A 23,348-nucleotide genomic window follows, 5' to 3' on the forward strand; every position below is an offset into this window, starting at 1 on the left:
CGCCGCTCAGTTCTTGCCGTCGGCCTCGGCCAGCGAGGCGAGCATCCGCCGGAACGAGGCCAGGCGGCCGGCCGCCTGATCGTCCGGTCCGATCGCCGCGTCGAGCGCGCAGTCGCCGATCTCGGGCGTGTGCGTGCACCCGCGCGGGCAGTCGGCGGCGATCGCCTCGAGCTCGGGGAAGGCCTTGAGAATCGAATCGGGGGTGACGTGGGCGAGCCCGAAGGAGCGGACGCCGGGGGTGTCGATGACCCAGCCGCCGCCGGGCAGTTCGAGCGCCACGGTGCTGGTCGAGGTGTGGCTGCCCTTGCCGATCGAGCGGACCTCGCCGACGGCGCGCCCGGCGCCGGGCACGAGCCGGTTGATGAGGGTGGACTTGCCGACCCCCGAATGCCCGAAGAACACGTTCTCCTTGCCGGCCAGGAGGCCTTGGAGGTCCTCCAGCGGCTCCTCGGGCCTGGTGGTGACCGTCGTCAGCTCGAGCTGGGAGTAGTAGGCCTCGACTTCGGCGACGAGTTCGGGCGCGAGGTCGGTCTTGGTCAGGCACAGCACCGGGGCGACGTCGGCGTCGTAGGCGGCCACCAGGCAGCGGTCGACGAAGCCGTAGCGCAGCGGCGGGTCGACGAGGCTCGCGACGATCACCAGCTGGTCGACGTTGGCGACCACGACGCGCTCGTTCGAGTTCTCGTCGTCGGCCGAGCGGCGCAGCTCGCCGTGCCTGGGGGCGATGCGGACGACTCTGGCGAGCGTGCCCTCGCGGCCGGTCAGATCGCCGACCAGGGCGGCGCGGTCGCCGACGACGATCGACTGCCTGCCCAGCTCGCGGGCCTTCATCGCGGTGACGGCGGTGTCGTCGACCAGGCAGGTGTAGCGGCCCCGGTCGACGGCGGTGACGAAGCCTTCCTTCGCGTCGTCGTGCTTGGGGCGGATCTTGGTCCGGGGGCGGGAGCGCCGCGCGGGGCGGACCCGCACGTCGTCCTCGTCGTACTCCCGGGGCGGCACTAGGCGCCCGAGCCTTCCGCGTTGCCGTCTCGCAGGATCGCCCGCTCCCAGGCTTCGGCGAAGTCGGGCCAGGTCTTGGAGGTGCAGGCGACGTCGGAGACCTTGAAGCCCGGCGTGACCAGGCCGACGATGGCGCCCGCGTGGGCCATCCGGTGGTCGGCGTAGGTCTCCCAGGTCATCGGGCGGGTAGCCCGGCCGGAGATCTTGAGGCCGTCGTCGTACTCGAGGACCTCGGCGCCGAGCTTGGTGAGCTCCTTGGTCAGCGCGGCGATGCGGTCGGTCTCGTGGCCTCTGATGTGGGCGACGCCGCGGATCGAGGACGGCCCGCGGTTGAGGCCGAACAGGGCCGCCAAGGAGGGGGTGAGCTCGGAGGCGTCCGACAGGTCGAGGTCGACCGGCAGGGTCGAGGGGGCGCCGATGACGGTGAGGCCGCCGCGGCTCCATTCGACGCGGGAGCCCAGGTCGACGAGGATGTCGCGGATGCGATCGCCGGCCTGGGTGGTCTCGGTGGGCCAGTCCAGGACGGTGATGCGGCCGCCGACGGCGACGGCGGCGCACAGGAACGGGGCGGCGTTCTGGAGGTCGGGTTCGATGGACCATTCGCGGCCGTTCAGCTCGCCGGGCGCGACGCGCCAGCGGTTCTCCTCGGAGTCGTCGACCTCGGCGCCGGCCTGGCGCAGCATCTGGACGACCATGTCGAGGTAGGGGCGACTGGGGACGGGCCGGTCGCCGACGTGGCGCAGGTCGAGGCCGTGCTCGAAGCGGGGCGCGGCCATGAGCAGGGCGCTGACCAGCTGGGACGTCTTGGAGGCGTCGACGGCCAGTTCGCCTCCCGCGACGCGGCCGGTGGCGTTCACGGTGAACGGCAGGGCGGCGCGGCCGCCGTCGTCGACTCGGACGCCGAGGTCGCGCAGGGCCTTGATGACGCCGTCGTTGGGGCGTTCGCGGGCGTGGGGGTCGCCGTCGAAGGACACCGGGCCGTCGGCGAGGGCCGCCACGGGCGGCAGGAAGCGCATGACGGTGCCGGCGAGGCCGCAGTCGACGTCGACGCCGCCGCGGAGCGGGGCGGGGGTGACGGTCCACAGCTCCTCGTCGGCGGTGTCGACGTCGACGCCGAGCGAGCGCAGGGCGTCGACCATGAGCAGGGTGTCGCGGGAGTAGAGGGGGCGTCGGATCGTCGAAGGGCCGCTCGCCAGGCTCGCGAGGACGAGCGCGCGGGCGGTCATCGATTTCGAGCCGGGCACGCGGACGACGGCGTCGAGCTCGGACTCGGCGTACGGCGGCGTCCATCGGCGTTGCTTGGGTGCGGCGGTTCCTGTCACGGCCCCATTCTAGTGGCCCGGCGGTGCGGGAGCCGCCCTGTGGATCGGACCGGTCGGCCCCGTGCGCGGCGACCGGCGGTGTGCCCGCTCGCCGCGCTGACGGGAAGCCCGGTCACCACCCCGGCAGCCGGTCTTTCCTTCGCCGAGGGCGCTCGCGGGCATGGCTCGGCACCGCGATCGAACGAATGGACTCAGATGCGATCCCGCCCGAGTCGTGAAGCACGGCCCAGGCGTGTCGCCGCCCGTCTCCGGGATCCGAACCGGGCGGTCCTGCACGGCTGTCGGTGGTCGGCGCTAGCGTGGGGTCATGTGTGGTAGGTACGCCAACAGCAAATCCGGCGGCGACATGGCCGCCCTGTTCGACGCCGAAGATCTGCTCGCGGGCGCGTGGCAGCCGAATTTCAACATCGCGCCCACGGTGTCGGCGCCGGTGGTGCGCCGCTCGAAGAGCCGCGATGAACGCGTTGTTGAGGCGGCGCGGTGGGGCCTGGTGCCGCCGTGGGCCTCGGATCCGTCGATCGGCGGCAGGATGTTCAACGCCCGCATCGAGACCGTGTCCACCTCGAAGGCCTACCGGCGGCCGTTCGCCTCGCGGCGGGCACTGGTTCCGGCCGACGGCTGGTACGAGTGGCGCAAGCTCCCGGGCGGCGGCAAGCAGCCGTACTTCTTCACCCGTCCGGGTGGAGTCGTCTTCGCGGGACTGTGGGAAAGCTGGAAACAGGGCGAGACGAGCCTGTTGAGCTTCACGGTGTTGACGTGCCCGGCGATGGGGGAGGCGTTCGAGACCGTGCACGATCGGATGCCGTACGTCCTTCCGCCCGAACGGTTCGGAGCCTGGCTGGGGGAGGAGGACGCCGACGAGGGCGAACTCCTGGCCGGCCCGCACCCCGGCCTGCCCGAGGAGATCGAGATCCGGAAGGTCGGCCGCGCGGTGGGGCGGACGAGCAACAACGGCCCTGAGCTGGTTCGTCCCGTCGATGCCGAAGAAGGGCATTCACCGCTTCCCGGAATGTGAAATCAATCACGTTCGTTGGGCGGTATCTGTACCCCCGAGCGTCGTTCTTTGGTGTACAAGCCACCGCCGACGGTGTGATTGCCCTTCGTGAGGCGGTGGCGGACGGCAAAGGGAGGCAGAGATGCGGCGGATCCGCCCGGAAGAGGTAGCGCGAGCACGAACGGACCCCAGGCTGCTCGACGCGGCCGAATACCGCAATGAGATCAAAGGTGAATACCGGATGAGCGCGGCCCACTGGCTGCGCCAGGGCAACTGCGCCGACGCTGAGCCGGACGTCATGTTCCCCGAGCCGCGCGAGCCCGTCGACGACGCGCTCAAGCTGTGCGCCTCATGCCCCGTGAGGACGCCGTGCCTGGTGCGGGCACTCGAGGCTCGCGACCGGCACGGCATCTGGGGGGCCACGGCTCCCAGGGAGCGCCGGGCGATGATCGAGGCCTGGAAGGACATCAACCCCCTCGCGGTGGGGGCGTGACAGGAGGAACCGGCCGCGGCGCATCCCTCAGGCGCCGCGGCTTTCGTGTGGGCGGCCGAGCGGAGGGCCGACAAGCGGACATGCGCCGTGGCTCCTGCGATGACGGCCGCATGAGGCGAACGGGATCGCGGCGGTGAGGCGGCCGCGGGATCGGACGACCGGCCGCGGCGCTTCGGCTCGGCCTCGGTGAGGATCGACGGCCGGTCGACCGCAGCACCCGCTCGGCGCGGTCTGTCGGCGGCCGGAGGGGCGAATTGACCTCCCCGGGTCGGCGGCGGTGTCAGTCCACCGACCCGGGGCAGGCACTGGGAGAGCACGCGCCGAATCATCGGACGCGTCAGGGCCCGGCTGGGCCCATTCACGATAACGACCGAGAGCACGCAAAGTTATGTATTAGCTACATATTAGAATCAATCAGGTTATTTCCCGCCACAGGCCTCCTGAAGCCCAATGGACGTGCTAGTGCCCATCGGCCCCGTTCGACGCCGTGATCACCGCGGTCTCCCAGCCGGGACTCGTCGAGGACGCCGACGGGACGAACGGAGACGCTCGGCCGTCGCCACGAAGGCGTGAGGCGAGTGTGGCGATCGCGACTGTCCGGATTCCGCTCGTCGCGGAATGAACGGGGGCCCTGCGGCGTTGTGCGGTTCGAGTCTCTCAGGAAGGAGAGGACCCGCATGATGATGACTGTTCGGCCGCAGCCTCGGCGCAGCCCGCGAGTCGACGGCTCGCTCAGCGACGACGAGCGCGTGGCCGCACTCCTGCGCGGACCCGAATGGACCCCCGACATGGAGGGCGACCAGGCTTCCGAACGCGGGGTCGACGTCACTGCCGCCCCCATTTCCTCCGCCTCCCCTGACCTCGCTGCCGTAGGCTCGGAAGCGATGCCCGATGAGAGGGAGACGGTGACCGAGCCAGGCAACGAGACCGCCCAAGAGCGGCGCACTCGCTTCGAACGCGACGCGATGCCGCTGCTCGACCAGCTTTACGGCGCCGCGCTGCGCATGACGCGCAACCCGGCCGACGCCGAGGACCTGGTGCAGGAGACCTATCTCAAGGCCTACTCGAAGTTCCACCAGTTCCGCGAGGGAACGAACCTCAAGGCCTGGCTGTACCGGATCCTCACCAACACGTACATCAACTCCTACCGGAAGAAGAAGCGCCAGCCGCAGACCTCGCCCACCGACGAGATCACCGACTGGCAGCTCGCCGACGCCGAGTCGCACAGCGCGACCGGGCTGCGCTCGGCCGAGACGGAGGCGCTCGACCGCCTGCCCGACTCCGACGTCAAGGAGGCTCTCCAGAGCCTCGGCGAGGACTTCCGGCTGACGGTCTACCTCGCCGACGTCGAAGGCTTCTCCTACAAGGAGATCGCCGACATCATGGGCACCCCCATCGGGACCGTCATGTCGCGGCTTCACCGAGGCCGCCGCCAACTGCGCCAGATGTTGAGCGCCTACGCCGCGGACCGCGGCCTCTCGGCCGCACGGGAGGGACAACGGTGACCAGCCCTGAATCGGAGAAGCCCGAGCTCGACTGTCGCGAGGTCCTCGAAGAGGTCTACCTCTACATCGACGACGAGTGCTCCGAAGTCCGCCGCTCGGTGATCCGGGCTCATCTCGACGAGTGCTCGCCGTGCCTCGCCGAATACGGCATCGAGCAGGAAGTGCGCACGATCGTCCACCGGTGCTGCAGCAAGGAGCAGGCGCCTCAGGAGGTCAAGGAGCGCCTGCGTCGGAAGCTGAGCGCGATCGAGCAGGTCGGCGAGGTGTTCACCGAGGTCGCCGAGCGCGAGCGCTGACGCGCGAGCGGCCGCGCCGAACCGCGATCGCAGCTCGTCTCTCGCCGCCGGTGTGCTCCACCGAGGCGGTCCAGCGAGCGGCCGTGATGCCGCCCCGTACTCGGAAGCCCGGTCGCCCTCCATGTCGAGGGCCCATTCGGGTCCGCGCCGGAGCGCGGCCACGCGCTCGCCGTCGACCGCGGCTTTCCTCTCGCCGCCGGGTTCAGTCCTCGGACCGCTCCTCGGCCCCGCGCGCGTGGTTCGCTTCGAGCAGGCCGATCGAGATCTTCAGCGAGGCCTCGCGCAGATCCTCCTCGGAGTCGATCGTCCCGCGGTAGGTGATCCACGCGCTGTACAGCGTCGCCAGCGCGTCCCAAGCCCGCAGGCGGTCGATCAGCTCGTCGTTCTCGTCCACCAGCAGCGCGTGCAGCCGCTGCCGCCGCTTCTGGAAGATCGAGCCGCGGTCCAGTCGCGACAGTGCGGCCTGATTGTGCTGCATGAACTTCAACACAGGGACATGTGAGCGGATGACCTCGGCGTAGCGGCGCAGCAGTTCCCGGCGGGTGTCGAGATTCCGCGGCTGCGATTCTCCCCATTCGCAGATGCGGTCGACGTCCTCGGCGTACGAGTCGAAGAAGCTCGCCGCGATGTCCTCTTTGGTCTTGAAATGATAGTAGAGGGCCGCCTTGGTCACGCCGAGCTGCTCGGCGATCTCCCGAAGAGACGTGTGTTCGTAGCCGTGCTCGCTGAACAGCGCGATCGCGGTCTGCTGGATCCGCTCGCGGGTGCTCGGCTGGTTCGGGTCGCGCTCGTCGCGCGGCGATGCGGTCATCTGGTCCCTCGGATAGGTTCAGCGCTGCTCATGAGGCGGGCACCGAGCCGATCTGGCCTACCGACGGGCCGGCGGGACGTGACGCCCGTGGTAAGACCGAAACGCCTGTGCGGTGTCGCGGCAGTCGCCATTGAAGCGGGGATCCCACCCGCATGGCCGGTTGGAGCCCCTCGTCTCTTCGCAGAGGAGGGGAAGTCGAAAGGGCAAGTCTCGTTCACGGTCTGATTCGAGTTCGTCCGTTCGCGGGGCGGCCCTGGCCACCCCGCGAAGCGTCAGCTGTTCGGCCGCTTTCCGTGGTTCGCGGACTTCTTCTTGCGCGACTTGCGCTTGCGTGCGGCTTTTGCCATCGCTCCTCCTTGGTCGGTCGGGATGCAGGGATCCACCATACCGGCATCATCCTGGCTGCTCCTAGGGCGTTGACTGTAAACATGGAGCTAGGGGACGTCACCGGGCGGGTGGTGGACGCGGTGAGCCGGGGTCGACTAGGCTCATTATGAAGGTTTATTTAATATTTAACGGGAAAGCGCACAAGGAGCGTCACGTGAACGAGCCAAGGGTCGGCGCAGCCGACGCAACCGCACCGGCTGACCAGGAGGGCCGGGGCGCCGATGCCGAACCTCGGCGCGAGGGTCAGGGCATGGCCGCCGACATCGCCGAGCAGCCCGCGGTACTGGCCGGCCTGCTCGACCACGGCCGCGACGACATCGCCGCCGTCGCCGCCCGCGTCGCCGAGCACCGCCCGCGCTCCATCGTCTTCACCGCCCGCGGCACCTCCGACCACGCCGCCCTCTACGCCGCCTACCTCACCGAGATCCGCCTCGGCCTGCCGGCGAGCCTCGCCAGCCCGTCGGTCGTCACCGTCTACGACTCGCGCCCCGACTGGTCGGACAGCCTCGTCATAGCCGTGAGCCAGTCCGGCGGCTCACCCGACCTCGCGCAGGTCGTCGCCGCCGCCCGCGCCTCCGGCGCGCTCACCCTCGCCGTCACCAACAACTCCGGATCGCGCCTGGCCGACGAGGCCGAGCTCCACCTCGACATCCGCGCCGGCCACGAGCGGGCCGTCGCCGCCACCAAGACCTACACCGCCGAGCTCCTCACGCTCCTGCTGCTCATCGAGGGCATCCGCACCGGCACCGGGCAGGTCGACCCCACCGAGGCCGCCGCCCTCGACAAGCTCCCCGAACTGGCGCACGACGTCCTCGACGGCTCCGGCGCCGACGAGCTGGCCGGGCGCTACCGCTTCGCCGACCGCTTCGTGACCACCGGCCGCGGCTACGCCTACCCGACCGCGCGCGAGACCGCCCTCAAGCTCATGGAGACCTCGTACCTGCCGTCGCTGGCGTTCTCCGGCGCCGACCTCCTGCACGGGCCGCTGGCGATGACCGACCCCGGCGTGCCGGTGCTCGCCGTCGTCGGCTCCGGCCCCGGCGGCCACGCGATGTGGAACGTGCTGACCCAGCTGGGCCGCCAGCGGGCGGACGTGGTGGTGGTCGGGGCCGCCGATCTGCCAGGTCAGACGGCTCGGCTCAGGACCCCCGCCGTCGACGAGAGGCTGGCGGCTATTCTGGACATTCTTCCCCTGCAACAACTCGCACTCCATCTGGCGATCGAGCGCGGCGAAAACCCTGACGCGCCACGAGGTCTCAAGAAAGTCACCGAGACCACGTGAGCGCGTCCCGTGCTGCCCGGGAAGTACTTGTTCACGTTCGGTTAACCTCAGCTTTCCCCGATTTCTGTAGGCTCCGCAATATGCAAGCCCCAGCTACCTCGACGTCTACCACCGAGATTGTCTGGCATGACCGGCGCTATACGGCGCGCGCCATCGCCGGAGGGGCGGCGTTCGAGCTTTATTCGGACACCCACGAAAACGGGTTCCAGCCGAGCGGCAGGTCCTTTCACCGGTATGTCCATGCCTCCGAAGTGTCCAGTACGGGAGGGGAACTGCTGCAGGCCGGCGTGGCTCCGGTGTCCGTCCCGATGATGCCGGGGGCCGATTTCCGGACTGTTCACCAGTACAGCCAGAACCCGCGCATCGAGGCCGCCGAACGGGCCTTGGTCTCGGCGGTGCGGGCGACGGCGTTCGTCACGGTCGGCACCCGCATGATCAAGCCGCTGAACCGGCACCAGGTGGCGCGGCAGTTGACCACGGCACCGCTGGTGAGCGGCGTGTGCTTCCGCGAGTTCGACGTGGCGCACCTGCGCACGCCGGGCGATCGCGTGGTGCTGGCCGGCGACCCCGACAACGTCGGCGACGCCGCCTACGCGCTGCGGTGGCGCGCGATCTGCGCGTGCGACTACGTCAGCACCGAGGCGTCCAATTTTCCCGGCCTGGTGACCATGCCCGGACGCGAGCGGCGCGGCTCGATGATCCTGGGCACGGGCTTCCTGCCGAGCGGGAACCACCTCATTCCCGAGTTCGCGACGGCGGACCTCGCCGACCTGCCGCTGACGGCGCGGGCCGAGATCCTGGCCTACACGCCGGAAGGCACCGAGATCGCGCTGTTCCAGTACCAGCCGCAGACGAACGTGTGGGACCGCGTGGCCGGTGCGAGGCACCGCGACCTGATCAGCCGCATTCCCGGCTCGGAGAACGGGCGCGCGCTGTTCAGGTCCGACCCGGCCGTGCACGCCGGTCTGACGGGCGAGCACGAGGGCGAGCGGGTGCCGGTCACGGCCGACCCGGGGCACGGCTTCAGCGCCTATGTGCGGGGAGCGGCGAGTCGCAATCCGGTGACGAACGCGACGCGGTTCTACACGAAGGCGCGCTGGCGGGACGTCGACGTGCTGGTGTTGAGCCGGAACGAGGACTGGGTGCGGTTGCGGCTGGAGTACCCGGACGTCGAGTCGGCGATGACCACGGGAGCGGCGTGCGTGGAGCGCGCGGTCTACGAGTGCTGGGCGCCGCGGGCCGAGCTCGAGGACCCGCGGACGGTGACGGTGGCCTACCCCCCTGCGGCAAGCGGAGACTGCCGGCGGCCGTAGCGGTTGCGGTGGAGGTGCCGGGAGGGCGACATCATGTCGGTGCGCGGATGCGCGCTCCCCGGTGCGGTGCAGCGGATGCAGGGCGTCTGTCGGTGCGCGGGTGCGCTCTCCCGCCCCGCCCTCTCCTCCCTTCTCTCTCTTCCCCTCTTCCCTGCCTCCCTTCCTCTATGCCGCTATGCCGTCTCGATTCTCGCCAGCCGCCACCTCCCGTCGAGCAGCTCCACCCAGCCCAGTTCCCTGAGCCGATCCAGCGTCTCCGCCGCCGTCACGACCGGCACCCCCGCCGCGGCCGCCAGCCTCCCTTCGTCGATCACATAGCCCCGCGGCAGTGCCTCGACCAGCCGCGCCTGCACTTCGGTCAGGCGGTCGAACGCCTTCCTCTGCGTCGGCGGCGACGGCGCCATCGGCCCTCCGATCCCCGTCACGTCCTCGATGACCTCCTCGGCTCTGGTCACGAGCCGCGCCTCCCACGGCCCTCTCGCGAGCTCGTGCGTCCCGATCGATGCCGACGACGTCACCGGCCCCGGTGTGAACATCAGCACCCGGTCCAGCTCGGCCGCGTGGCGGGCCGTATTGCGCGCGCCCGAACGCACCCCGGCCTCGATGACGACCGTCCCCGCCGCCAGCGCCGCGATCACGCGGTTGCGAGTCAGGAACCGGTGCCGCATCGGCGATGAACAGGGCGGCCACTCGCTCACCAGCAGACCCTTTTGTGCGATGAGGTCGAACATCGGCCGATTGCCCTGTGGATACAGCTGCTCGACCCCCGAGGCCAGCACCGCGACCGTCGGGCCGCCGCGAGCCAGCGAGCCCAGGTGCGCCGCCCGGTCGATGCCGACCGCGCCTCCGGAGATGACCGTCCACCCCGCCTCCGCCAGGTCGGCGGCGATGCCGTCCGCGACATGCCTGCCGTAGTCGCTCGCCGCCCGCGCCCCGACGATGGCGACCGATCGGCGGCACATCGCCCCGAGGTCGCCCTCGCCGCGCACCCACAGGCAGCGGGGCGGGCGCATGTGCGGCTCATCGGTGTCGCAGACCAGGAGCAGATCGCGCAACTGCTCCGGCCATTCCCGGTCACCGGGCACCAGGACCCGCGAGTCGCACGCCGCAGTGGCGCTGACGAGCGCTTCGCACCGCTCGCGCGGGTCGCGGGTGCAGGCCACGGCCGCGCTCGTGATGCGTTGAAGCCGTTCGGGCACCTCACGCTCCCAGACGCATCTGACCGCCTCGATCGGTCCGACCTCGCCGAGGAGGTCGTCGAGTTCGGCGTCGCCGGGTTCGACTATCGAAGACAGCAGCATCAGCGCGTGGCGCGGATCCTCGGGAAGATTGGTCACGACTCCTCCAAATGCGATCGATGCGGTGGTGCGGCGGAGATGATCCGTCGTTGCGGGTTGCGGGTTGCGGGTTGCGGGTTGCGGGTCGCGGGTTGCGGGTTGCGGGTTGCGGGTTGCGGGTTGCGGGTTGCGGGTCGCGGGTTGCGGGTCGCCTTCTTCTTCCTTTTCCTCCTTCCTGCCCGAGCCGGCCTGGCGTTCAGGTGATCGTGTAGCCCAGGCGCAGCTCGCTCGCCGCCGTCACGTCCTCCGCCGTCGGCATGCCGTGCTGCCGCAGATCGGCGATGGTCCAGGCGAGCTTCAAGATCCGGTCGTAGCCCCTCGCCGTGATGCGCTCTTTCATCAGCAGCTCGTCGGCGGTCCGGCTCGTCTTCGGCGGCAGCCGCCACTTCGCCGACCGCAGCGCCGGACCGGGCACCTCGCTGTTGAGCTTCCATGCCTCGCCCGCTTCGGCCCATCTCGCCGCAGCCGCCTCCCTCGCCGTCGCGACCCGTTTCGCCACCGGCTCCGAGGGCTCGGCGTCGACCTGGTCCGCCAGGATCGCCGAGGCCGGCACCGCCGGCAGGTCGACTCTCAGGTCGATACGGTCGATCAACGGCCTCGAGATCCGGCTCAGATACCGGTGCTTGTTCCGCGCCGGACACGTGCAGTCGTGCGGCTTGCTCGGCGCGCACGGGCACGGATTCGCGGCCAGCACCAGCATCACCTTCGCCGGATAGCGGATTGACACGTTCGCGCGGCGGATCTGCACCTCCCCGCTCTCCAGCGGCTGGCGGAGCGAGTCCAGCACCGTCCTCTTCCATTCGGGCGCTTCGTCTATGAACAACACCCCTCGGTGCGCCAACGCCAATGAGCCCGGGCCGACGTGTCCGTGGCCGCCGCCGACCAGCGCCTGCATCGTCATCGAGTGGTGCGGGGCCTCGAACGGCGCGTGGCGGATCAGCTCCGCCGAGCCGCCGGTGAAGCGGCCGCGCAGCGAGTGCAGCGACGTCACCTCCACTGCCTCGGTGTCCGACAGCGGCGGCAGGATCGACGGAAGGCGCTCGGCCAGCATCGTCTTCCCGGCTCCCGGAGGGCCCAAAAGGAACATGTGGTGGCCGCCCGCCGCGGCGATCTCCAGTGCCCGCCGCGCCGTCGGCTGCCCCCGGAGCTCCGCCAGGTCGGGGATCTTCGGCACCGATGCCGGCTCGGCCGGGACCGCCGGCTCCAGCTCGGTCTGGCCGTACAACCAGGCGACCAGCGTCGCCAGGTTCCGCGGCGCCAGCACCGTCATGCCGTCGACCAGCGCCGCCTCACTCGCGTTCTCGGGTGAGACGATCGCGGTCGTCAATCCGGCCTGCCGGGCGGCCATGAGCGCCGGCAGCGTCCCCGGCACCGAGCGCAGGCTCCCGTCCAGACCGAGCTCGGCCAGCAGGACGGCGCCGTCGAGCCGGTGGCCGGGGACCATGTCGTCGGCGCACATGATCGTCACCGCCAGAGCGAGGTCCGCGGCCGAGCCGGTGGTCGGCAGCGACGCCGGGCCGAAGTTGACGGAGACCGATTTGTCGGGAAAGCTCAGTGCCGAGTTGGCCATCGCCGAGCGGACCCTGGTCTGCGCCTGGTTGACGACGCTGTCCGGCAGGCCCGACATGCGCACCGCCTCGCTGCCTTTGGAGGCGGATTTGAAGACCGAGGCCTCGACGGTGACGACGATGCCGGTGGTGCCGATCATGCAGATCGTGCTGGTGCGGCTGTAACCCATGCCTGATCCCCCAGAGATGCTCGAGTTCGATGCGGCGGGTGTCGGCGACGGTCAGGGCCACTCGGTCGATCCGCCACGGCTGGTCGGGGCGGCAGTGCTCGCGCAGCCAGGCGCGGGCCAGCCGCGTGACGCGCCGGAGCTTCTCGCCGTCGACCGCGTCCAGCGGGCCGCCGTAGCGCCGCGAGCGGCGGGTCTTGACCTCGCAGAAGACGACGACGTCGGCTTGGCGGGCGATGAGGTCGAGCTCGCCTTGGCGGTGGCGCCAGTTGCGGTCCAGCACCTGCATCCGGTCGCGCCGCAGGTGGGCGGCGGCGAAGCGTTCGCCGAGGCGGCCCAGCTCGTGGGGGCTGACCTCGCTGATGTTCACGGCGCCTCCCCGTCGGGCCGGGGGAGGAGCCGCACCTGGCCGAAGCCGAAGAGCAGGAGCGGGTCGAGGTAGGCCGGCCCGCGTTTGAGGCCGAGGTGGAGGCAGGCGGCGGTGGGGCACGAGGCGTGGCCCGCCGCGAGATGCCCGATGACCTGGCCCGCCGCGACGGCCTCGCCCCGGGAGACGACCGGATCGACGGGTTCATAGGTGGTGCGAAGGCCACCGGAGTGTTCGATGCTCACCACGCCTCGCCCGGCCAGGTTCCCCGCGAACACGACGGTGCCGGAGCCGGCGGCGACCACGGCATGGCCTGCCGAGGAGGCGAGGTCGACCCCGCGATGACCGGGCAGCCAGGGGAGCGGCGGCGGGTCGAAGCGGGTGGCCGGGTCGATCGCTCCGACCGGTGCCTCCCAGCGTTCGCTCCGCTCGGAGGACGGCCGCGCTGGCGAGCCTGGCGGGGCAGTGTCGGCCGTGACCGTCGCCGCGGTGGGGAGGATCTCGGCCGCCGCGGCGAGCGTCGGCCAGAGGTTCGCCCAGGCCGCCAGCAGGGAGCCGGTGATCGCGATCAAGACCATTGCTTTGTGTAGTCGAGACATAACGCAATGGTGAGGCTGTTGTCCAGAGTTGGCAAGAAAAAGTTTTTCGTCTGTGGATAACCTTGTTCGTCACCCTGTGGATAACTTGAGAATTCACATGTCATTCAAGGTTTTCAGCACCGTTCAGACGGTTCGCGAGGAACGCTCGATCGTGCCTGTCACTGTGGTCCACCGGCCTCGCTGTGGTGCTCGGCGCCCGCGTACACTGATCGGAGCGGTACAGCGCCGGCTTCATCGTGCGCAGTGCCGACTTCGCGCGCTCGTCGCGGTCGACCACACCATTGCCATGCAGCGGTGGAAGAGGTCTGGCCATAGCGATCTCCCAGGTCCGGGGTCATCCCGGTTGCATGATCGCCGCAGGCGGACGCCAGGCGCGGGGCACTCGGACTTCGAGCACCGCCCCGCAAGAAACCAGGGAAAGAAAGGAATACAACCGTGTCGGTTGTCACCATGAGGCAGCTGCTGGAAAGCGGCGTGCACTTCGGGCACCAGACCCGTCGCTGGAACCCGAAGATGAAGCGGTACATCCTCACCGACCGCAACGGCATCTACGTCATCGACCTGCGTCAGACGGTGGACTACGCCGAGAAGGCCCACGACTTCGCCAAGAACGTCGTCGCCGAAGGCGGCGAGGTCCTCTTCGTCGGCACCAAGAAGCAGGCCCAGGAAGCGGTCGCCGAGCAGGCCGCCCGCGTCGGCATGCCCTTCGTCAACCACCGTTGGCTCGGCGGCATGCTCACCAACTTCCAGACGATCCAGAAGCGCCTGATGCGTCTCAAGGAACTCGAGATCATCGAGGCCAACGGTGCGGCCAACCGCACCAAGAAGGAAATGCTCCAGCTCATGCGCGAGAAGGACAAGCTCGAGCGCACGCTCGGCGGCCTCCGCGACATGGAGAAGACCCCGCAGGCGATCTGGATCGTCGACACCAAGAAAGAGCACATCGCCGTCGACGAGGCCCGCAAGCTCGGCATCCCCGTCGTCGCGATCCTCGACACCAACTGCGACCCCGACGAGGTCGACTACCCGGTCCCCGGCAACGACGACGCGATCCGCTCCGTCGCCCTGCTGACCAAGGTCATCGCCGACGGCGTGGCCGAGGGCCTCATGGCCCGCTCCGGCGGCGGCGACGCCGAGGCCGGCAAGGCCGAGGGCGAGCCGCTGGCCGAGTGGGAGAAGGACCTCCTCGCGGCCGAGAAGACCCAGGACACCGAGAAGGTCGTCGAGCCGTCAGGCGAGACGGTCGCCGAAGAAGCCGACAACAAGTAAGAAGGGGAGCAATGGCCAACTTCACGATGGCTGACGTCAAGAAGCTCCGGGAAGCCACCGGCTCCGGGATGATGGACGTCAAGAAGGCCCTTGAAGAGGCAGACGGCGACTACGACGCCGCGCTCGAGGCGCTGCGCATCAAGGGCGCCAAGGACGTCGGCAAGCGCGCCGAGCGCACCACGGCCCAGGGCCTGGTCGCCCAGTCCGGCAACACGCTGCTGGAACTGCTCTGCGAGACCGACTTCGTCGCCAAGAGCGGCTCCTTCATCGAGCTCGCCCAGAGTCTGGTCGAGCACGCCGACGAGGTCCGCGCCGCGGACGGCTCCGCCTTCGCGAACGCCGACTTCAACGGCAAGACCGTCGCCGAGGTCGTCGCCGAGGAGTCGGTCAAGCTCGGCGAGAAGATCGTCGTCGGCCGCGTCGGCTCGCTCGACGGCGACGTCGCGGTCTACATGCACCGCAAGGCCGCCGACCTGCCTCCGGCCGTCGGCATCCTCGTCGGCTACACCGGCGACGCCGAGGCCGCCCGCCAGGTCGGCATGCAGGCCGCCGCGATGCGCCCGAAGTACCTCGCCCGCGACGAGGTCCCGGCCGACGTCATCGAGGCCGAGAAGCGCGTCGCGCTGGAGACCGCCAAGGAGGAGGGCAAGCCCGAGCGCGCCTGGGACAAGATCGTCGAAGGCAAGGTGAACGCCTACTTCCGCGACTTCTGCCTGCTCGAGCAGAACTCGGTCATCGAGAACAAGAAGACCGTCAAGCAGGTCCTCGCCGAGGCGGGCACCGAGGTGACGGGCTTCATCCGCTTCGAGGTCGGTCAGGAGTAGGCTCCGGTCTGAGACGGCCGACTACACTGGCTCAAGCCGTAAAGCATTTGGAGCGAGGCGGCGGCGCTGGCCGCCGCCTCGTCCCATGTCCGGAGCCGAGCAACCGTACGACTCGCGAATCAGTCGTGAGGGACAACAGGGGAACGTCATGAGTGAAGCCACTGACCGCCGCGTCGTCTTGAAACTGTCCGGTGAGGCCTTCGGCGGCGGCCGAGTCGGCGTCGACCCCGACATAGTCCAGGGCGTCGCCCGCCAGATCGCCGCCGGCGTCCGGGCGGGCGTGCAGGTCGCGGTGGTCGTCGGCGGCGGCAACTTCTTCCGCGGTGCCGAACTCCAGCGGCGCGGCATGGACCGCGCCAGGGCCGACTACATGGGCATGCTCGGCACCGTCATGAACTGCCTGGCCCTCCAGGACTTCCTCGAGAAGGAAGGCGTCGACACCCGCGTCCAGACGGCCATCTCCATGGCCCAGGTCGCCGAGGCCTACCTTCCCCTGCGCGCCATCCGCCACCTCGAGAAGGGCCGCGTGGTCATCTTCGGCGCCGGCGCCGGCCTCCCCTACTTCTCCACCGACACCGTCGCCGCCCAGCGGGCCCTGGAGATCCGCGCGCAGGTCGTCCTCGTCTCGAAGAACGGCGTCGACGCGGTCTACACCGCCGACCCGCGCGTCGACCCGGCCGCCCAGCGTCTCGAGGACCTCACCTTCGACGAGGCCCTGAAACGCGAGCTCATGGTGGTCGACCAGACCGCCTTCAGCCTCTGCAAGGACAACGCCCTGCCGATGCTGGTCTTCGGCGTCGAAGGCGACGACAACCTCCGCCGCGCGATCGTCGGCGAACGGCTCGGCACCCTGATCCACGCCGCCACCGGCGAATAGCGGACGGTACGGTCAGAAGTGCTGTCAGGCTGCAAGAGAATGTGAGAAAAGCCGTGATTGACGACACCCTCCTCGAAGCCGAGGAGAAGATGGAGCGGGCCATCGAGCACGCCAAAGAGGAATTCGGGGTCATCCGCACCGGCCGCGCCTCCTCCGCCATGTTCAACCGGATCACCGTCGACTACTACGGCGCCCCGACGCCGCTCCCGCAGGTGGCCTCGATCGCCATCCCCGAGCCGCGCATGGTGCTGGTCAAACCATTCGACACTTCGCAGATCAACGACATCGAGAACGCCATCCGCAACTCCGACCTCGGCGTCAACCCCTCCAACGAGGGGACCCAGCTGCGGCTCAACCTGCCTCCCATGACCGAGGAGCGCCGCCGCGAGATGATCAAGGTCGCCCGCGCCAAGGGCGAGGACGCCAAGATCGCGATCCGCAACATCCGCCGCAAGGCCAAGGACGAGATCGGCAAGTTCGTCAAGGACGGGGAGGCCTCCGAGGACGAGGGACGCTCCGCCGAGAAGGAGCTCGACGACCTCACCGGCCGCTTCACCGGCACCGTCGACGAGCTCATGAGCTCCAAAGAGTCCGAGCTGCTCGAGATCTGATGAGCGTAATCCCCGACGGCCCGCCCGGCCGTCGCCCGCGCCCGTCGCCCGATGACGGGAGCGGGCGGGACCCCGACGACGCCCAGCCCGGGCCCGAGGCGCCGCAGGGCCGCCGCAAGGCCTCGGCCGGGCGCAACCTGCCCGTCGCCATCGGCGTCGGGCTCGGCCTGGCCGCCGTCGTCCTGGCCTCGCTGTTGATCCGCCCGATCGCGTTCCTGGCCCTCGCCGTCATCGCGGTCGGCGTCGCCTGCTGGGAGACCGGCGCCGCGATGCGCAAGGGCGGCAAGAACGTCCCGGTGATCCCGCTGGCCGTGGCCGGCGCGCTCATCGTGGTCCTGGCCTGGTACGGCGGCGCGACCGGTCTGCTGCTGGGGACCGCCGTGGGAGTGGCCGCGCTGTTCGTGTGGCGCCTCTCCGAAGGCGCCACCGGCTACCGGGCCGACGTCCCGGCGGCCTCGCTGGTGCTCGTCCAGATCCCGTTCCTGGCCGGCTTCGTCATGCTCCTGGCGACCTCCGAGGCGGGCTCGGCGAACCTGTTCGGATACGACCTCGAGACCGGCGCGGCGCAGGTGCTGATCATGCTGTTCACCGTGGTGCTCTCCGACACCGGCGGCTACACCGCCGGGGTCCTGTTCGGGCGCCACCAGATGACGCCGAGGATCAGCCCCAAGAAGTCCTGGGAGGGCCTCGGCGGCTCGATCGCGGCGGCGGCCCTGGGCGGGGCGCTGACGCTGTGGCTCATCTTCGAGGTTCCGTTCCCGCTGGGCGTGGCGTTCGGCGTCTGCGTGGCCCTGGCCGCTACGTTGGGGGATCTGTCGGTCTCGTTGCTGAAGCGGGACCTGGGCATCAAGGACATGAGCAATCTCATCCCGGGACACGGAGGAGTGATGGACCGTCTCGACTCCATCCTCATGGTGGCGCCGGTGGCCTATGTGTGGTTCCGGTACCTCCTCGGGTGATGCGTGCTGATTGCCGTAAGCGATGAAGGAGAGATCCGGGTGAAAACCGCGATCTGGGGTTGGCGGCGCCCCCGCGTCGCATGCGAGACTAGGTCGTGACATGTCTGTAGCACTCACGTTGACCGAGCCGCGCCCCCGCAAGGCCGCGCCGCGACACCTCGCCGACCTCGACTTGGCCGGGTGCCGGGCGGTGTTGTCCGATATCGGGCAGCCCGCCTTCCGCGCCAAGCAATTGCGCCACCAGTACTTCGGACGCCACGTCGGCGACGCGAAGCTGATGACCGACCTGCCCGCCTCCGCGCGGGAGGCCATCGGCGAGGCGCTGCTGCCGCGCCTGCTCGATCCGGTCCGCGTGGACGACTGCGACGGCGGACGGACCGTCAAGGCCGTCTGGAGGCTCCACGACGGCGCGCTGGTCGAGAGCGTCATCATGGCCTACCCCGACCGGGTCACCGCGTGCGTCTCCTCGCAGGCCGGCTGCGGCATGGCCTGCCCCTTCTGCGCCACGGGCCAGGGCGGCCTGACGCGCAATCTGACCACGGCCGAGATCGTCGACCAGGTCGTCAACTGCGCCCGCATCGCCGCCGAACGCGGACTGGGGCGCCTGTCCCACATCGTGTTCATGGGCATGGGCGAGCCGCTGGCGAACTGGGCGCGGCTCAAGGCCGCGCTGCGTCTGATCACCGACCCGGTGCCCGACGGCGTCGGGCTCTCGGCGCGGCACGTGACGGTCTCCACTGTGGGATTGGTCCCGGCGATCGGAAAACTCGCCGCGGAGGGCCTGCCTGTGACTCTGGCGGTGTCGCTGCACGCTCCCGACGACGAGTTGCGTGACGAACTCGTCCCGATCAACACGCGCTGGAAGGTCGCCGAGGTTCTGGACGCGGCCTGGGAGTACGCTTCAGTGACGAAGCGTCGTGTTTCCATCGAGTACGCGATGATCAGGGATGTCAACGACCAGCCTTGGCGGGCAGACCTGCTCGGTGAGCTACTGGCGGGTAAGTTGGTTCATGTGAACCTCATCCCGCTCAACCCCACGCCGGGGAGCCGCTGGGACGCCAGTCCCAAGGCGGTGGAGGCGGAATTCGTGCGGCGGCTGCGCGCCGCGGGCGTGTCCACGACCGTCCGCGACACGCGCGGCCAAGAGATCGACGGCGCCTGCGGGCAGCTGGCCGCTTCGGTTCGGGAGTCTGGTTCGTCCAGCGCTGCCGGCGAGAAGCCAGGCGAGCGGTCCGCGGTCGGCGCTGCGAGTTAGGCGGAGAAGGGTGGCTTGGTAGTGGCGAGTCATGGGGATCGATTCCGGCGCCGTGCGTTGAGCCGGGGCTACAAGGTCGACGAAGTGGACGCGTTCCTCGACCGCGTGGAGGCCACGCTCGCCGGTGAACCCGTCGGCAGCCCCGTGACGGCCGACGAGGTCGACGACGTCGTCTTCCGCGTCCGGTTCGGCGGCTACGACGAGTGGCAGGTGGACGTCTACCTCGACCGGGTGGCGCGCCAGCTCGCCGAGCTCGAGGAGAGGGGCGTGCTCGGCACCGCCCCGGCTCCCGACTACGGCAAGCCGGAGACCGCCGCCGCGGCGGCGGTGCCTCCCGCGCAACCGGGGCCGGGCCAGCGACGCAATCCCGACCCCGCTCCGACGCAGGCGATCCCGGCCAGGGAGATGATGGCGGCCCGCGAGGTCGCCCCGCCTCCGCCGGTGCGCGAGCCTGCGGCCCGCAGTGCCCGCGCGGCCGCCCCGCCGCCCGACAACGAGGGCTTCGGCGATCTGCGCGGCGACGATGACGAGGGCTTCGGTTTCCTCGCCGGCCCGCCCGGCGACGACTACGACGACCCGTTCGCGGCGCCCAGGGGAGGCGGTGGCGGACGTGAACAGGCCATGCCGCCGCCCGGCGACTTCGGGCCGCCCCGCGGTCCGGAACCGGCCCCCCCGCGCGGCCCCGAGCCGGCCGCCCCGCGAGGCGGCGAATACGGCCAGCCCAGGCGCGACCCCGTCCCGCCGCCGCAGCGCGGCCCGGCCCCGATGCACGACGGCCCCCAGGCGGGCTCCTCGCCGCACGGCGCCACCGAGCAGCTCCCGATTCAGTCCGACCCAAGACGCGGCGGCTTCCAGCCCGAGGGTCCCTCGGCCGGCGGCTTCGGCCCGCCGATGGGCGACGACACCCAGGTTCAGCCCGCCATGGGCGCGATGCCTCCGGGCCGCCGTCCGGGCCGGGACCCCGCGCCGGGATTCGGCGCGGCCTACGACGACGAACTCGAGGACACCGGCCGCCGACCGGCCATGCCGCACGGCCAGTCCTCGCAGCCGCCCATGCCGCCGTCGCAGCCGGGCGCCCCGACCGGGCCGATCCCGCAGGCCGGCGCCCCGCGTCAGTCGAGGGCGCAGGACCCGAGGTCGCAGGGGGTGCCGCCCGCGCCGCCGACCGCCCCTATCCCGCAGCAGAGCGAGCCCTACGGCTCTCGGGGGCGCACGTACGGCGGTGGCTATCCGCCTGAGCCTCCGGTCCAGCAGCATGACGGCTTCGCGCCCGAAGGCCCCGGCCCCGAGGACACCGGTTTCGGCCGCCGCGGCGCGGCGCCGAGCCCGCCTCCCGCCGCTCCCGGGGGGGGCTTCGCCCCGCCCGCTCCCATGCCGGGCTCGCCGCCCGCGGGGGGCCACGGCCCGAGCGACAACGGTGCGTACGGGCAGGGAGCGCCGCCACCGCAGTCGAGGGGCCCGGTCTCGCCTCCGGACTTCGCGCGCCGCAACCCCTATGAGGGCCGCGGCTCGTTCGAGGCGCCCGGCCGTCACGGCCGCGAGGAGATGACCACCGAGATGCGGGCGACGGACTCGCCGTTCACGCCCGACGACGTCCAGCGGCTCGAGCAGCTGCGCCGGGCGTTCCAGCCGCGGCGGTTCGGCTCGGGCTACGACCCGGGCCAGGTCGACCAGATGTTCGACGCGGTCTCGGCGGCGATGACGGGCCGCAACCCCATGCCGCTGTCGGACCGCGAGCTGGACACGAGCCAGTTCTCACTGGTGCAGGGCGGCTACTTCGAAGCCGAGGTCGACTCGGCGCTGCGCGAGGTCAGAGAGCTGTTCGCCAGAAGAGGCATGATGCACTAGGGTCTCGACCCGCAGAGGGCATGGAGAACGGGGCTGCGCGATCGCGCAGCCCCGTTCTCGTCGTTTCGGGCGGCCGCGCCGCTAACGCAGGCCGTTCTTGCGCAGCCAGGCGTCGACGGCCACGATGGCGACCAAGGAAGCGGCGGCCAGGACGATGAAGACGTCCTCGACGCGGCCGAGGTGGTTGCCGAACAGGAACGACAGAGTGATGGCCGCACCGATCAGCAGGGCGCTGTACATGGCCTTGCGGCTGGTGGGCTTGCGCTGATCGGGCGAGACGATCTGCTCTTCGGCTGCCATGTGGGTTCCTCCAACCATTCCGTTGATCGGTGACAGTCTCGCACGCCACAAGGACCGGCGTCGCGGCCCCGCCACGGGTGTGAGCTGTAAAGTTGAGGCACTGTCGACTGACTCCGGAAGGGTACCCGTGCGCATCACCGGCACCGGCCACGCCAGCATGTTCATCGAGACGGCCGCAGGTTCGATCCTCTGCGACCCGTGGGTCAATCCCGCGTACTTCGCCTCCTGGTTCCCCTTCCCGGACAACTCGCAGCTGGACTGGGACACCCTCGGACAGGCCGACTACCTCTACGTCTCGCACCTGCACCGGGACCACTTCGACGAGGAGAACCTCTCCGAGCACATCAGCAAGGACACGACGGTCCTGCTGCCGGAGTACCCCACCTCCGAGCTGGAGACGGAGCTGCGCGCGCTGGGCTTCCACAAGTTCATCAAGACCGTCTCCGAGGAGATCGTCGAGCTGCCCGGCGGGGTCAAGGTGATGATCCAGGCGCTGACCAGCCCCACCGACGGCCCGATCGGGGACTCGTCGCTGTGGGTCGAGGACGCCGACGGCACCCGCCTGCTCAACCAGAACGACGCCCGGCCCACGGACATGAGCGTCTTCCTCAAGCACGGCAAGATCCACGCCCACCTGCTCCAGTTCTCCGGCGCGATCTGGTTCCCGATGGTCTACGAGCTGCCCGACAACGCGAAGCGGGCGTTCGGCAAGCAGAAGCGCGAGCGCGGCTTCGACCGTTCACTGCGATACATCGACGACGTCGCCGGCGACTGGGTCTTCCCCATCGCCGGGCCGCCGTGCTTCCTCGACGACGAGCTGTACCAGTTCAACGACGTCTTCGGCGACGAGGGCAACATCTTCCCCGACCAGCTCGCCTACACCGACTGGCTCGAAGAGCAGGGCCGCAAGCAGAACATCATCCTGCTGCCCGGCTCGGTCGCCGAGGTCGGCGTCGACGGCTCGGCGAGCGTCACGCACCCGGTCGATGACCTGCGCGAATGGTTCGCGAACAAGAAGGGGCACCTCGACGCCTACAAGGAGCGCCAGCAGGGCCGCCTCGCCGCCGAGAAGGCCTCGTGGTCGCACCCCGAGATCGACGTTCTCGAGACGCTGCGCGAGCGCATCGAGCCGCTGATGAAGTCGGCCGAGCACATCGCCACGGGCATCGGCGGCCCGGTCCGGTTCGACCTGACGGCGCCGGATTCCGACGAGGTCGTCGAGTCGATCGTCTTCGACTTCCTGGAGCGCGAGATCTACCCCGACGACGGGACGAAGGTCCGCTACCGCTTCCGCACCGAGCGGCGCCTGATCGAGCACCTGCTGCACATCCGCGAGGTCGACTGGGTCAACTCGCTGTTCCTGTCGTGCCGCTTCACCGCCGCCCGCATCGGCCAGTACAACGAGTACGTCTACGCGTTCTTCAAGTGCCTCTCCGAGGAGCGGCTCCAGTACGCCGAGGGCTGGTACGCCGAGCAGCGCCCCGACGACGAGGACATCACGATGCAGGGCTGGACGATGCAGCGCCGCTGCCCGCACCTGAAGGCCGACCTGTCGGTCTTCGGGAAGATCGAGGACGGCGTGCTGACCTGCCAGATGCACGGCTGGAAGTGGAACTTGAAGTCGGGCAAGTGCATGACGAGCGTAGGGCACGACATCCGAAGCGCTTGCGCTGAGGATGCGTGAGTCCAGTCGAAGTGCTTGCGCTGAGGATGCGTGAGTCCAGTCGAAGTGCTTGCGCTGAGGGTGCGTGAGTCCAGTCGAAGTGCTTGCGCTGAGGGTGCGTGAGTCCAGTCGAAGTGCTTGCGCTGAGGATGCGTGAGTCCAGTCGAAGCGCTTGCGCTGAGGATGCGTGAGTCCAGTCGAAGTGCTTGCGCTGAGGATGCGTGAGTCCAGTCGAAGCGCTCGCGCTGAGGATGCGTGAGTCCAGTCGAAGTGCTCGCGCCGAGGACGACTGAGCGGCGGTT

23 protein-coding genes and 1 pseudogene are annotated in these 23,348 nt (G+C 70.0%); 14 read left to right on the plus strand and 10 right to left on the minus strand.

The window, feature by feature from the left end; all coding sequences use genetic code 11:
• Window positions 1-6: 6 nt before the first annotated feature.
• Window positions 7-999 (minus strand): ribosome small subunit-dependent GTPase A, encoded by a 993-nt coding sequence (rsgA, locus tag YWW_RS0104800; protein WP_026929212.1) that lies wholly within the window; start codon window positions 997-999, stop codon window positions 7-9.
• Complete coding sequence (aroA, locus tag YWW_RS36790) at window positions 999-2,321, minus strand: 3-phosphoshikimate 1-carboxyvinyltransferase (protein ID WP_026929213.1); 1,323 nt, start codon at window positions 2,319-2,321, stop codon at window positions 999-1,001. The genes rsgA and aroA overlap by 1 nt, the downstream gene beginning before the upstream one ends.
• 307 nt (window positions 2,322-2,628) lie before the next feature.
• On the opposite strand from aroA, the gene YWW_RS0104810 reads away from it, so the two are divergent.
• From YWW_RS0104810 to rsrA, 4 genes are all read left to right on the plus strand, one after another.
• Entirely contained in the window at window positions 2,629-3,336 is a 708-nt protein-coding gene (locus YWW_RS0104810; protein WP_026929214.1) for an SOS response-associated peptidase, read from the plus strand.
• A gap of 121 nt (window positions 3,337-3,457) precedes the next feature.
• Window positions 3,458-3,808 (plus strand): WhiB family transcriptional regulator, encoded by a 351-nt coding sequence (locus YWW_RS0104815; protein ID WP_026929215.1) that lies wholly within the window; start codon window positions 3,458-3,460, stop codon window positions 3,806-3,808.
• Between the two features lie 677 nt (window positions 3,809-4,485).
• Window positions 4,486-5,313: a sigma-70 family RNA polymerase sigma factor gene (locus YWW_RS0104820; protein WP_281170975.1), complete on the plus strand. Its 828-nt coding sequence runs from the start codon at window positions 4,486-4,488 to the stop codon at window positions 5,311-5,313.
• Window positions 5,310-5,609: a mycothiol system anti-sigma-R factor gene (rsrA, locus tag YWW_RS28380; RefSeq protein ID WP_035697048.1), complete on the plus strand. Its 300-nt coding sequence runs from the start codon at window positions 5,310-5,312 to the stop codon at window positions 5,607-5,609. The genes YWW_RS0104820 and rsrA overlap by 4 nt, the downstream gene beginning before the upstream one ends.
• A gap of 202 nt (window positions 5,610-5,811) precedes the next feature.
• Here rsrA and YWW_RS37685 read toward each other — a convergent pair whose 3' ends face one another.
• Window positions 5,812-6,420, minus strand: coding sequence for a TetR/AcrR family transcriptional regulator (locus YWW_RS37685; protein ID WP_035697047.1), 609 nt, complete (start codon window positions 6,418-6,420; stop codon window positions 5,812-5,814).
• Between the two features lie 272 nt (window positions 6,421-6,692).
• A complete protein-coding gene (locus tag YWW_RS38200) occupies window positions 6,693-6,767 on the minus strand; it encodes a 50S ribosomal protein bL37 (RefSeq protein WP_373897052.1) in 75 nt (24 codons plus the stop codon).
• 290 nt (window positions 6,768-7,057) lie between these two features.
• Here YWW_RS38200 and YWW_RS0104835 point away from each other — a divergent pair, with 290 nt between their 5' ends.
• Together YWW_RS0104835 and YWW_RS0104840 are read left to right on the plus strand one after the other, a co-directional pair.
• The gene (locus YWW_RS0104835) at window positions 7,058-8,089 is read left to right on the plus strand and encodes an SIS domain-containing protein (RefSeq protein WP_026929217.1); all 1,032 of its coding nucleotides are present in this window, start codon (window positions 7,058-7,060) and stop codon (window positions 8,087-8,089) included.
• A gap of 251 nt (window positions 8,090-8,340) precedes the next feature.
• Window positions 8,341-9,402: a hypothetical protein gene (locus YWW_RS0104840; RefSeq protein WP_155829910.1), complete on the plus strand. Its 1,062-nt coding sequence runs from the start codon at window positions 8,341-8,343 to the stop codon at window positions 9,400-9,402.
• A gap of 173 nt (window positions 9,403-9,575) precedes the next feature.
• Here the strand turns inward: YWW_RS0104840 and dprA are convergent, their stop codons facing one another.
• The 5 genes and pseudogenes from dprA to YWW_RS35725 all read right to left on the minus strand — a co-directional run bounded on the left by dprA (window position 9,576) and on the right by YWW_RS35725 (window position 13,753).
• On the minus strand, window positions 9,576-10,739 hold the full coding sequence (gene dprA / locus YWW_RS0104845) for a DNA-processing protein DprA (RefSeq protein ID WP_051325379.1): 1,164 nt from the start codon (window positions 10,737-10,739) through the stop codon (window positions 9,576-9,578).
• 196 nt (window positions 10,740-10,935) lie between these two features.
• Complete coding sequence (locus YWW_RS0104850; RefSeq protein WP_026929220.1) at window positions 10,936-12,477, minus strand: YifB family Mg chelatase-like AAA ATPase; 1,542 nt, start codon at window positions 12,475-12,477, stop codon at window positions 10,936-10,938.
• A 64-nt stretch (window positions 12,478-12,541) separates the two neighbouring features.
• Window positions 12,542-12,763 (minus strand): annotated as a pseudogene (locus YWW_RS37940) (YraN family protein); the annotation flags it as partial.
• A 77-nt stretch (window positions 12,764-12,840) separates the two neighbouring features.
• Window positions 12,841-13,440 (minus strand): M23 family metallopeptidase, encoded by a 600-nt coding sequence (locus YWW_RS28390; RefSeq protein WP_155829912.1) that lies wholly within the window; start codon window positions 13,438-13,440, stop codon window positions 12,841-12,843.
• Window positions 13,441-13,540: 100 nt separating this feature from the next.
• Window positions 13,541-13,753 carry a hypothetical protein gene (locus tag YWW_RS35725; protein ID WP_155829914.1) on the minus strand — a complete coding sequence of 71 codons (213 nt, stop codon included), beginning with the start codon at window positions 13,751-13,753 and terminating at the stop codon, window positions 13,541-13,543.
• Between the two features lie 122 nt (window positions 13,754-13,875).
• On the opposite strand from YWW_RS35725, the gene rpsB reads away from it, so the two are divergent.
• The 7 genes from rpsB (at window position 13,876) to YWW_RS36795 (ending at window position 21,083) form a co-directional block, all read left to right on the plus strand.
• Window positions 13,876-14,709, plus strand: a complete 834-nt coding sequence (gene rpsB, locus YWW_RS0104865; RefSeq protein WP_026929222.1) for a 30S ribosomal protein S2 — start codon at window positions 13,876-13,878, stop codon at window positions 14,707-14,709.
• Window positions 14,710-14,720: 11 nt separating this feature from the next.
• A complete protein-coding gene (gene tsf, locus YWW_RS0104870; protein WP_026929223.1) occupies window positions 14,721-15,533 on the plus strand; it encodes a translation elongation factor Ts in 813 nt (270 codons plus the stop codon).
• Between the two features lie 148 nt (window positions 15,534-15,681).
• Window positions 15,682-16,410 carry a UMP kinase gene (gene pyrH, locus YWW_RS0104875; RefSeq protein WP_026929224.1) on the plus strand — a complete coding sequence of 243 codons (729 nt, stop codon included), beginning with the start codon at window positions 15,682-15,684 and terminating at the stop codon, window positions 16,408-16,410.
• A gap of 53 nt (window positions 16,411-16,463) precedes the next feature.
• Window positions 16,464-17,021 carry a ribosome recycling factor gene (gene frr, locus YWW_RS0104880; RefSeq protein WP_026929225.1) on the plus strand — a complete coding sequence of 186 codons (558 nt, stop codon included), beginning with the start codon at window positions 16,464-16,466 and terminating at the stop codon, window positions 17,019-17,021.
• Entirely contained in the window at window positions 17,021-17,980 is a 960-nt protein-coding gene (locus YWW_RS28395; protein ID WP_051325381.1) for a phosphatidate cytidylyltransferase, read from the plus strand. Before frr ends, YWW_RS28395 begins: the two co-directional genes overlap by 1 nt.
• Window positions 17,981-18,080: 100 nt before the next feature.
• Window positions 18,081-19,235, plus strand: coding sequence for a dual-specificity RNA methyltransferase RlmN (gene rlmN / locus YWW_RS0104890; protein ID WP_051325382.1), 1,155 nt, complete (start codon window positions 18,081-18,083; stop codon window positions 19,233-19,235).
• A 21-nt stretch (window positions 19,236-19,256) separates the two neighbouring features.
• The gene (locus tag YWW_RS36795; RefSeq protein ID WP_281170976.1) at window positions 19,257-21,083 is read left to right on the plus strand and encodes a DivIVA domain-containing protein; all 1,827 of its coding nucleotides are present in this window, start codon (window positions 19,257-19,259) and stop codon (window positions 21,081-21,083) included.
• An 81-nt stretch (window positions 21,084-21,164) separates the two neighbouring features.
• On the opposite strand, the gene YWW_RS36405 is transcribed toward YWW_RS36795, so the two are convergent.
• The gene (locus YWW_RS36405; RefSeq protein ID WP_051325383.1) at window positions 21,165-21,383 is read right to left on the minus strand and encodes a DUF2631 domain-containing protein; all 219 of its coding nucleotides are present in this window, start codon (window positions 21,381-21,383) and stop codon (window positions 21,165-21,167) included.
• Between the two features lie 133 nt (window positions 21,384-21,516).
• Here YWW_RS36405 and YWW_RS0104905 point away from each other — a divergent pair, with 133 nt between their 5' ends.
• Complete coding sequence (locus tag YWW_RS0104905; protein ID WP_342673564.1) at window positions 21,517-23,067, plus strand: Rieske 2Fe-2S domain-containing protein; 1,551 nt, start codon at window positions 21,517-21,519, stop codon at window positions 23,065-23,067.
• Window positions 23,068-23,348: the final 281 nt, after the last annotated feature.

It is taken from the genome of Glycomyces tenuis DSM 44171, assembly GCF_000427885.1.
GTDB classification, from domain to species: domain Bacteria; phylum Actinomycetota; class Actinomycetes; order Mycobacteriales; family Micromonosporaceae; genus Glycomyces; species Glycomyces tenuis.

Excerpts from the sequence above, each read along its gene's own strand:
- YWW_RS0104810 (WP_026929214.1), top strand. The coding sequence starts at position 2,629 with ATGTGTGGTAGGTACGCCAACAGCAAATCCGGCGGCGACATGGCCGCC.
- YWW_RS0104815 (WP_026929215.1), top strand. The coding sequence starts at position 3,458 with ATGCGGCGGATCCGCCCGGAAGAGGTAGCGCGAGCACGAACGGACCCC.
- YWW_RS0104820 (WP_281170975.1), top strand. The coding sequence starts at position 4,486 with ATGATGATGACTGTTCGGCCGCAGCCTCGGCGCAGCCCGCGAGTCGAC.
- YWW_RS37685 (WP_035697047.1), bottom strand. The coding sequence starts at position 6,420 with ATGACCGCATCGCCGCGCGACGAGCGCGACCCGAACCAGCCGAGCACC.
- YWW_RS0104835 (WP_026929217.1), top strand. The coding sequence starts at position 7,058 with ATGGCCGCCGACATCGCCGAGCAGCCCGCGGTACTGGCCGGCCTGCTC.
- YWW_RS0104850 (WP_026929220.1), bottom strand. The coding sequence starts at position 12,477 with ATGGGTTACAGCCGCACCAGCACGATCTGCATGATCGGCACCACCGGC.
- YWW_RS28390 (WP_155829912.1), bottom strand. The coding sequence starts at position 13,440 with ATGTCTCGACTACACAAAGCAATGGTCTTGATCGCGATCACCGGCTCC.
- YWW_RS35725 (WP_155829914.1), bottom strand. The coding sequence starts at position 13,753 with ATGGCCAGACCTCTTCCACCGCTGCATGGCAATGGTGTGGTCGACCGC.
- tsf (WP_026929223.1), top strand. The coding sequence starts at position 14,721 with ATGGCCAACTTCACGATGGCTGACGTCAAGAAGCTCCGGGAAGCCACC.
- pyrH (WP_026929224.1), top strand. The coding sequence starts at position 15,682 with ATGAGTGAAGCCACTGACCGCCGCGTCGTCTTGAAACTGTCCGGTGAG.
- YWW_RS28395 (WP_051325381.1), top strand. The coding sequence starts at position 17,021 with ATGAGCGTAATCCCCGACGGCCCGCCCGGCCGTCGCCCGCGCCCGTCG.
- rlmN (WP_051325382.1), top strand. The coding sequence starts at position 18,081 with ATGTCTGTAGCACTCACGTTGACCGAGCCGCGCCCCCGCAAGGCCGCG.
- YWW_RS36405 (WP_051325383.1), bottom strand. The coding sequence starts at position 21,383 with ATGGCAGCCGAAGAGCAGATCGTCTCGCCCGATCAGCGCAAGCCCACC.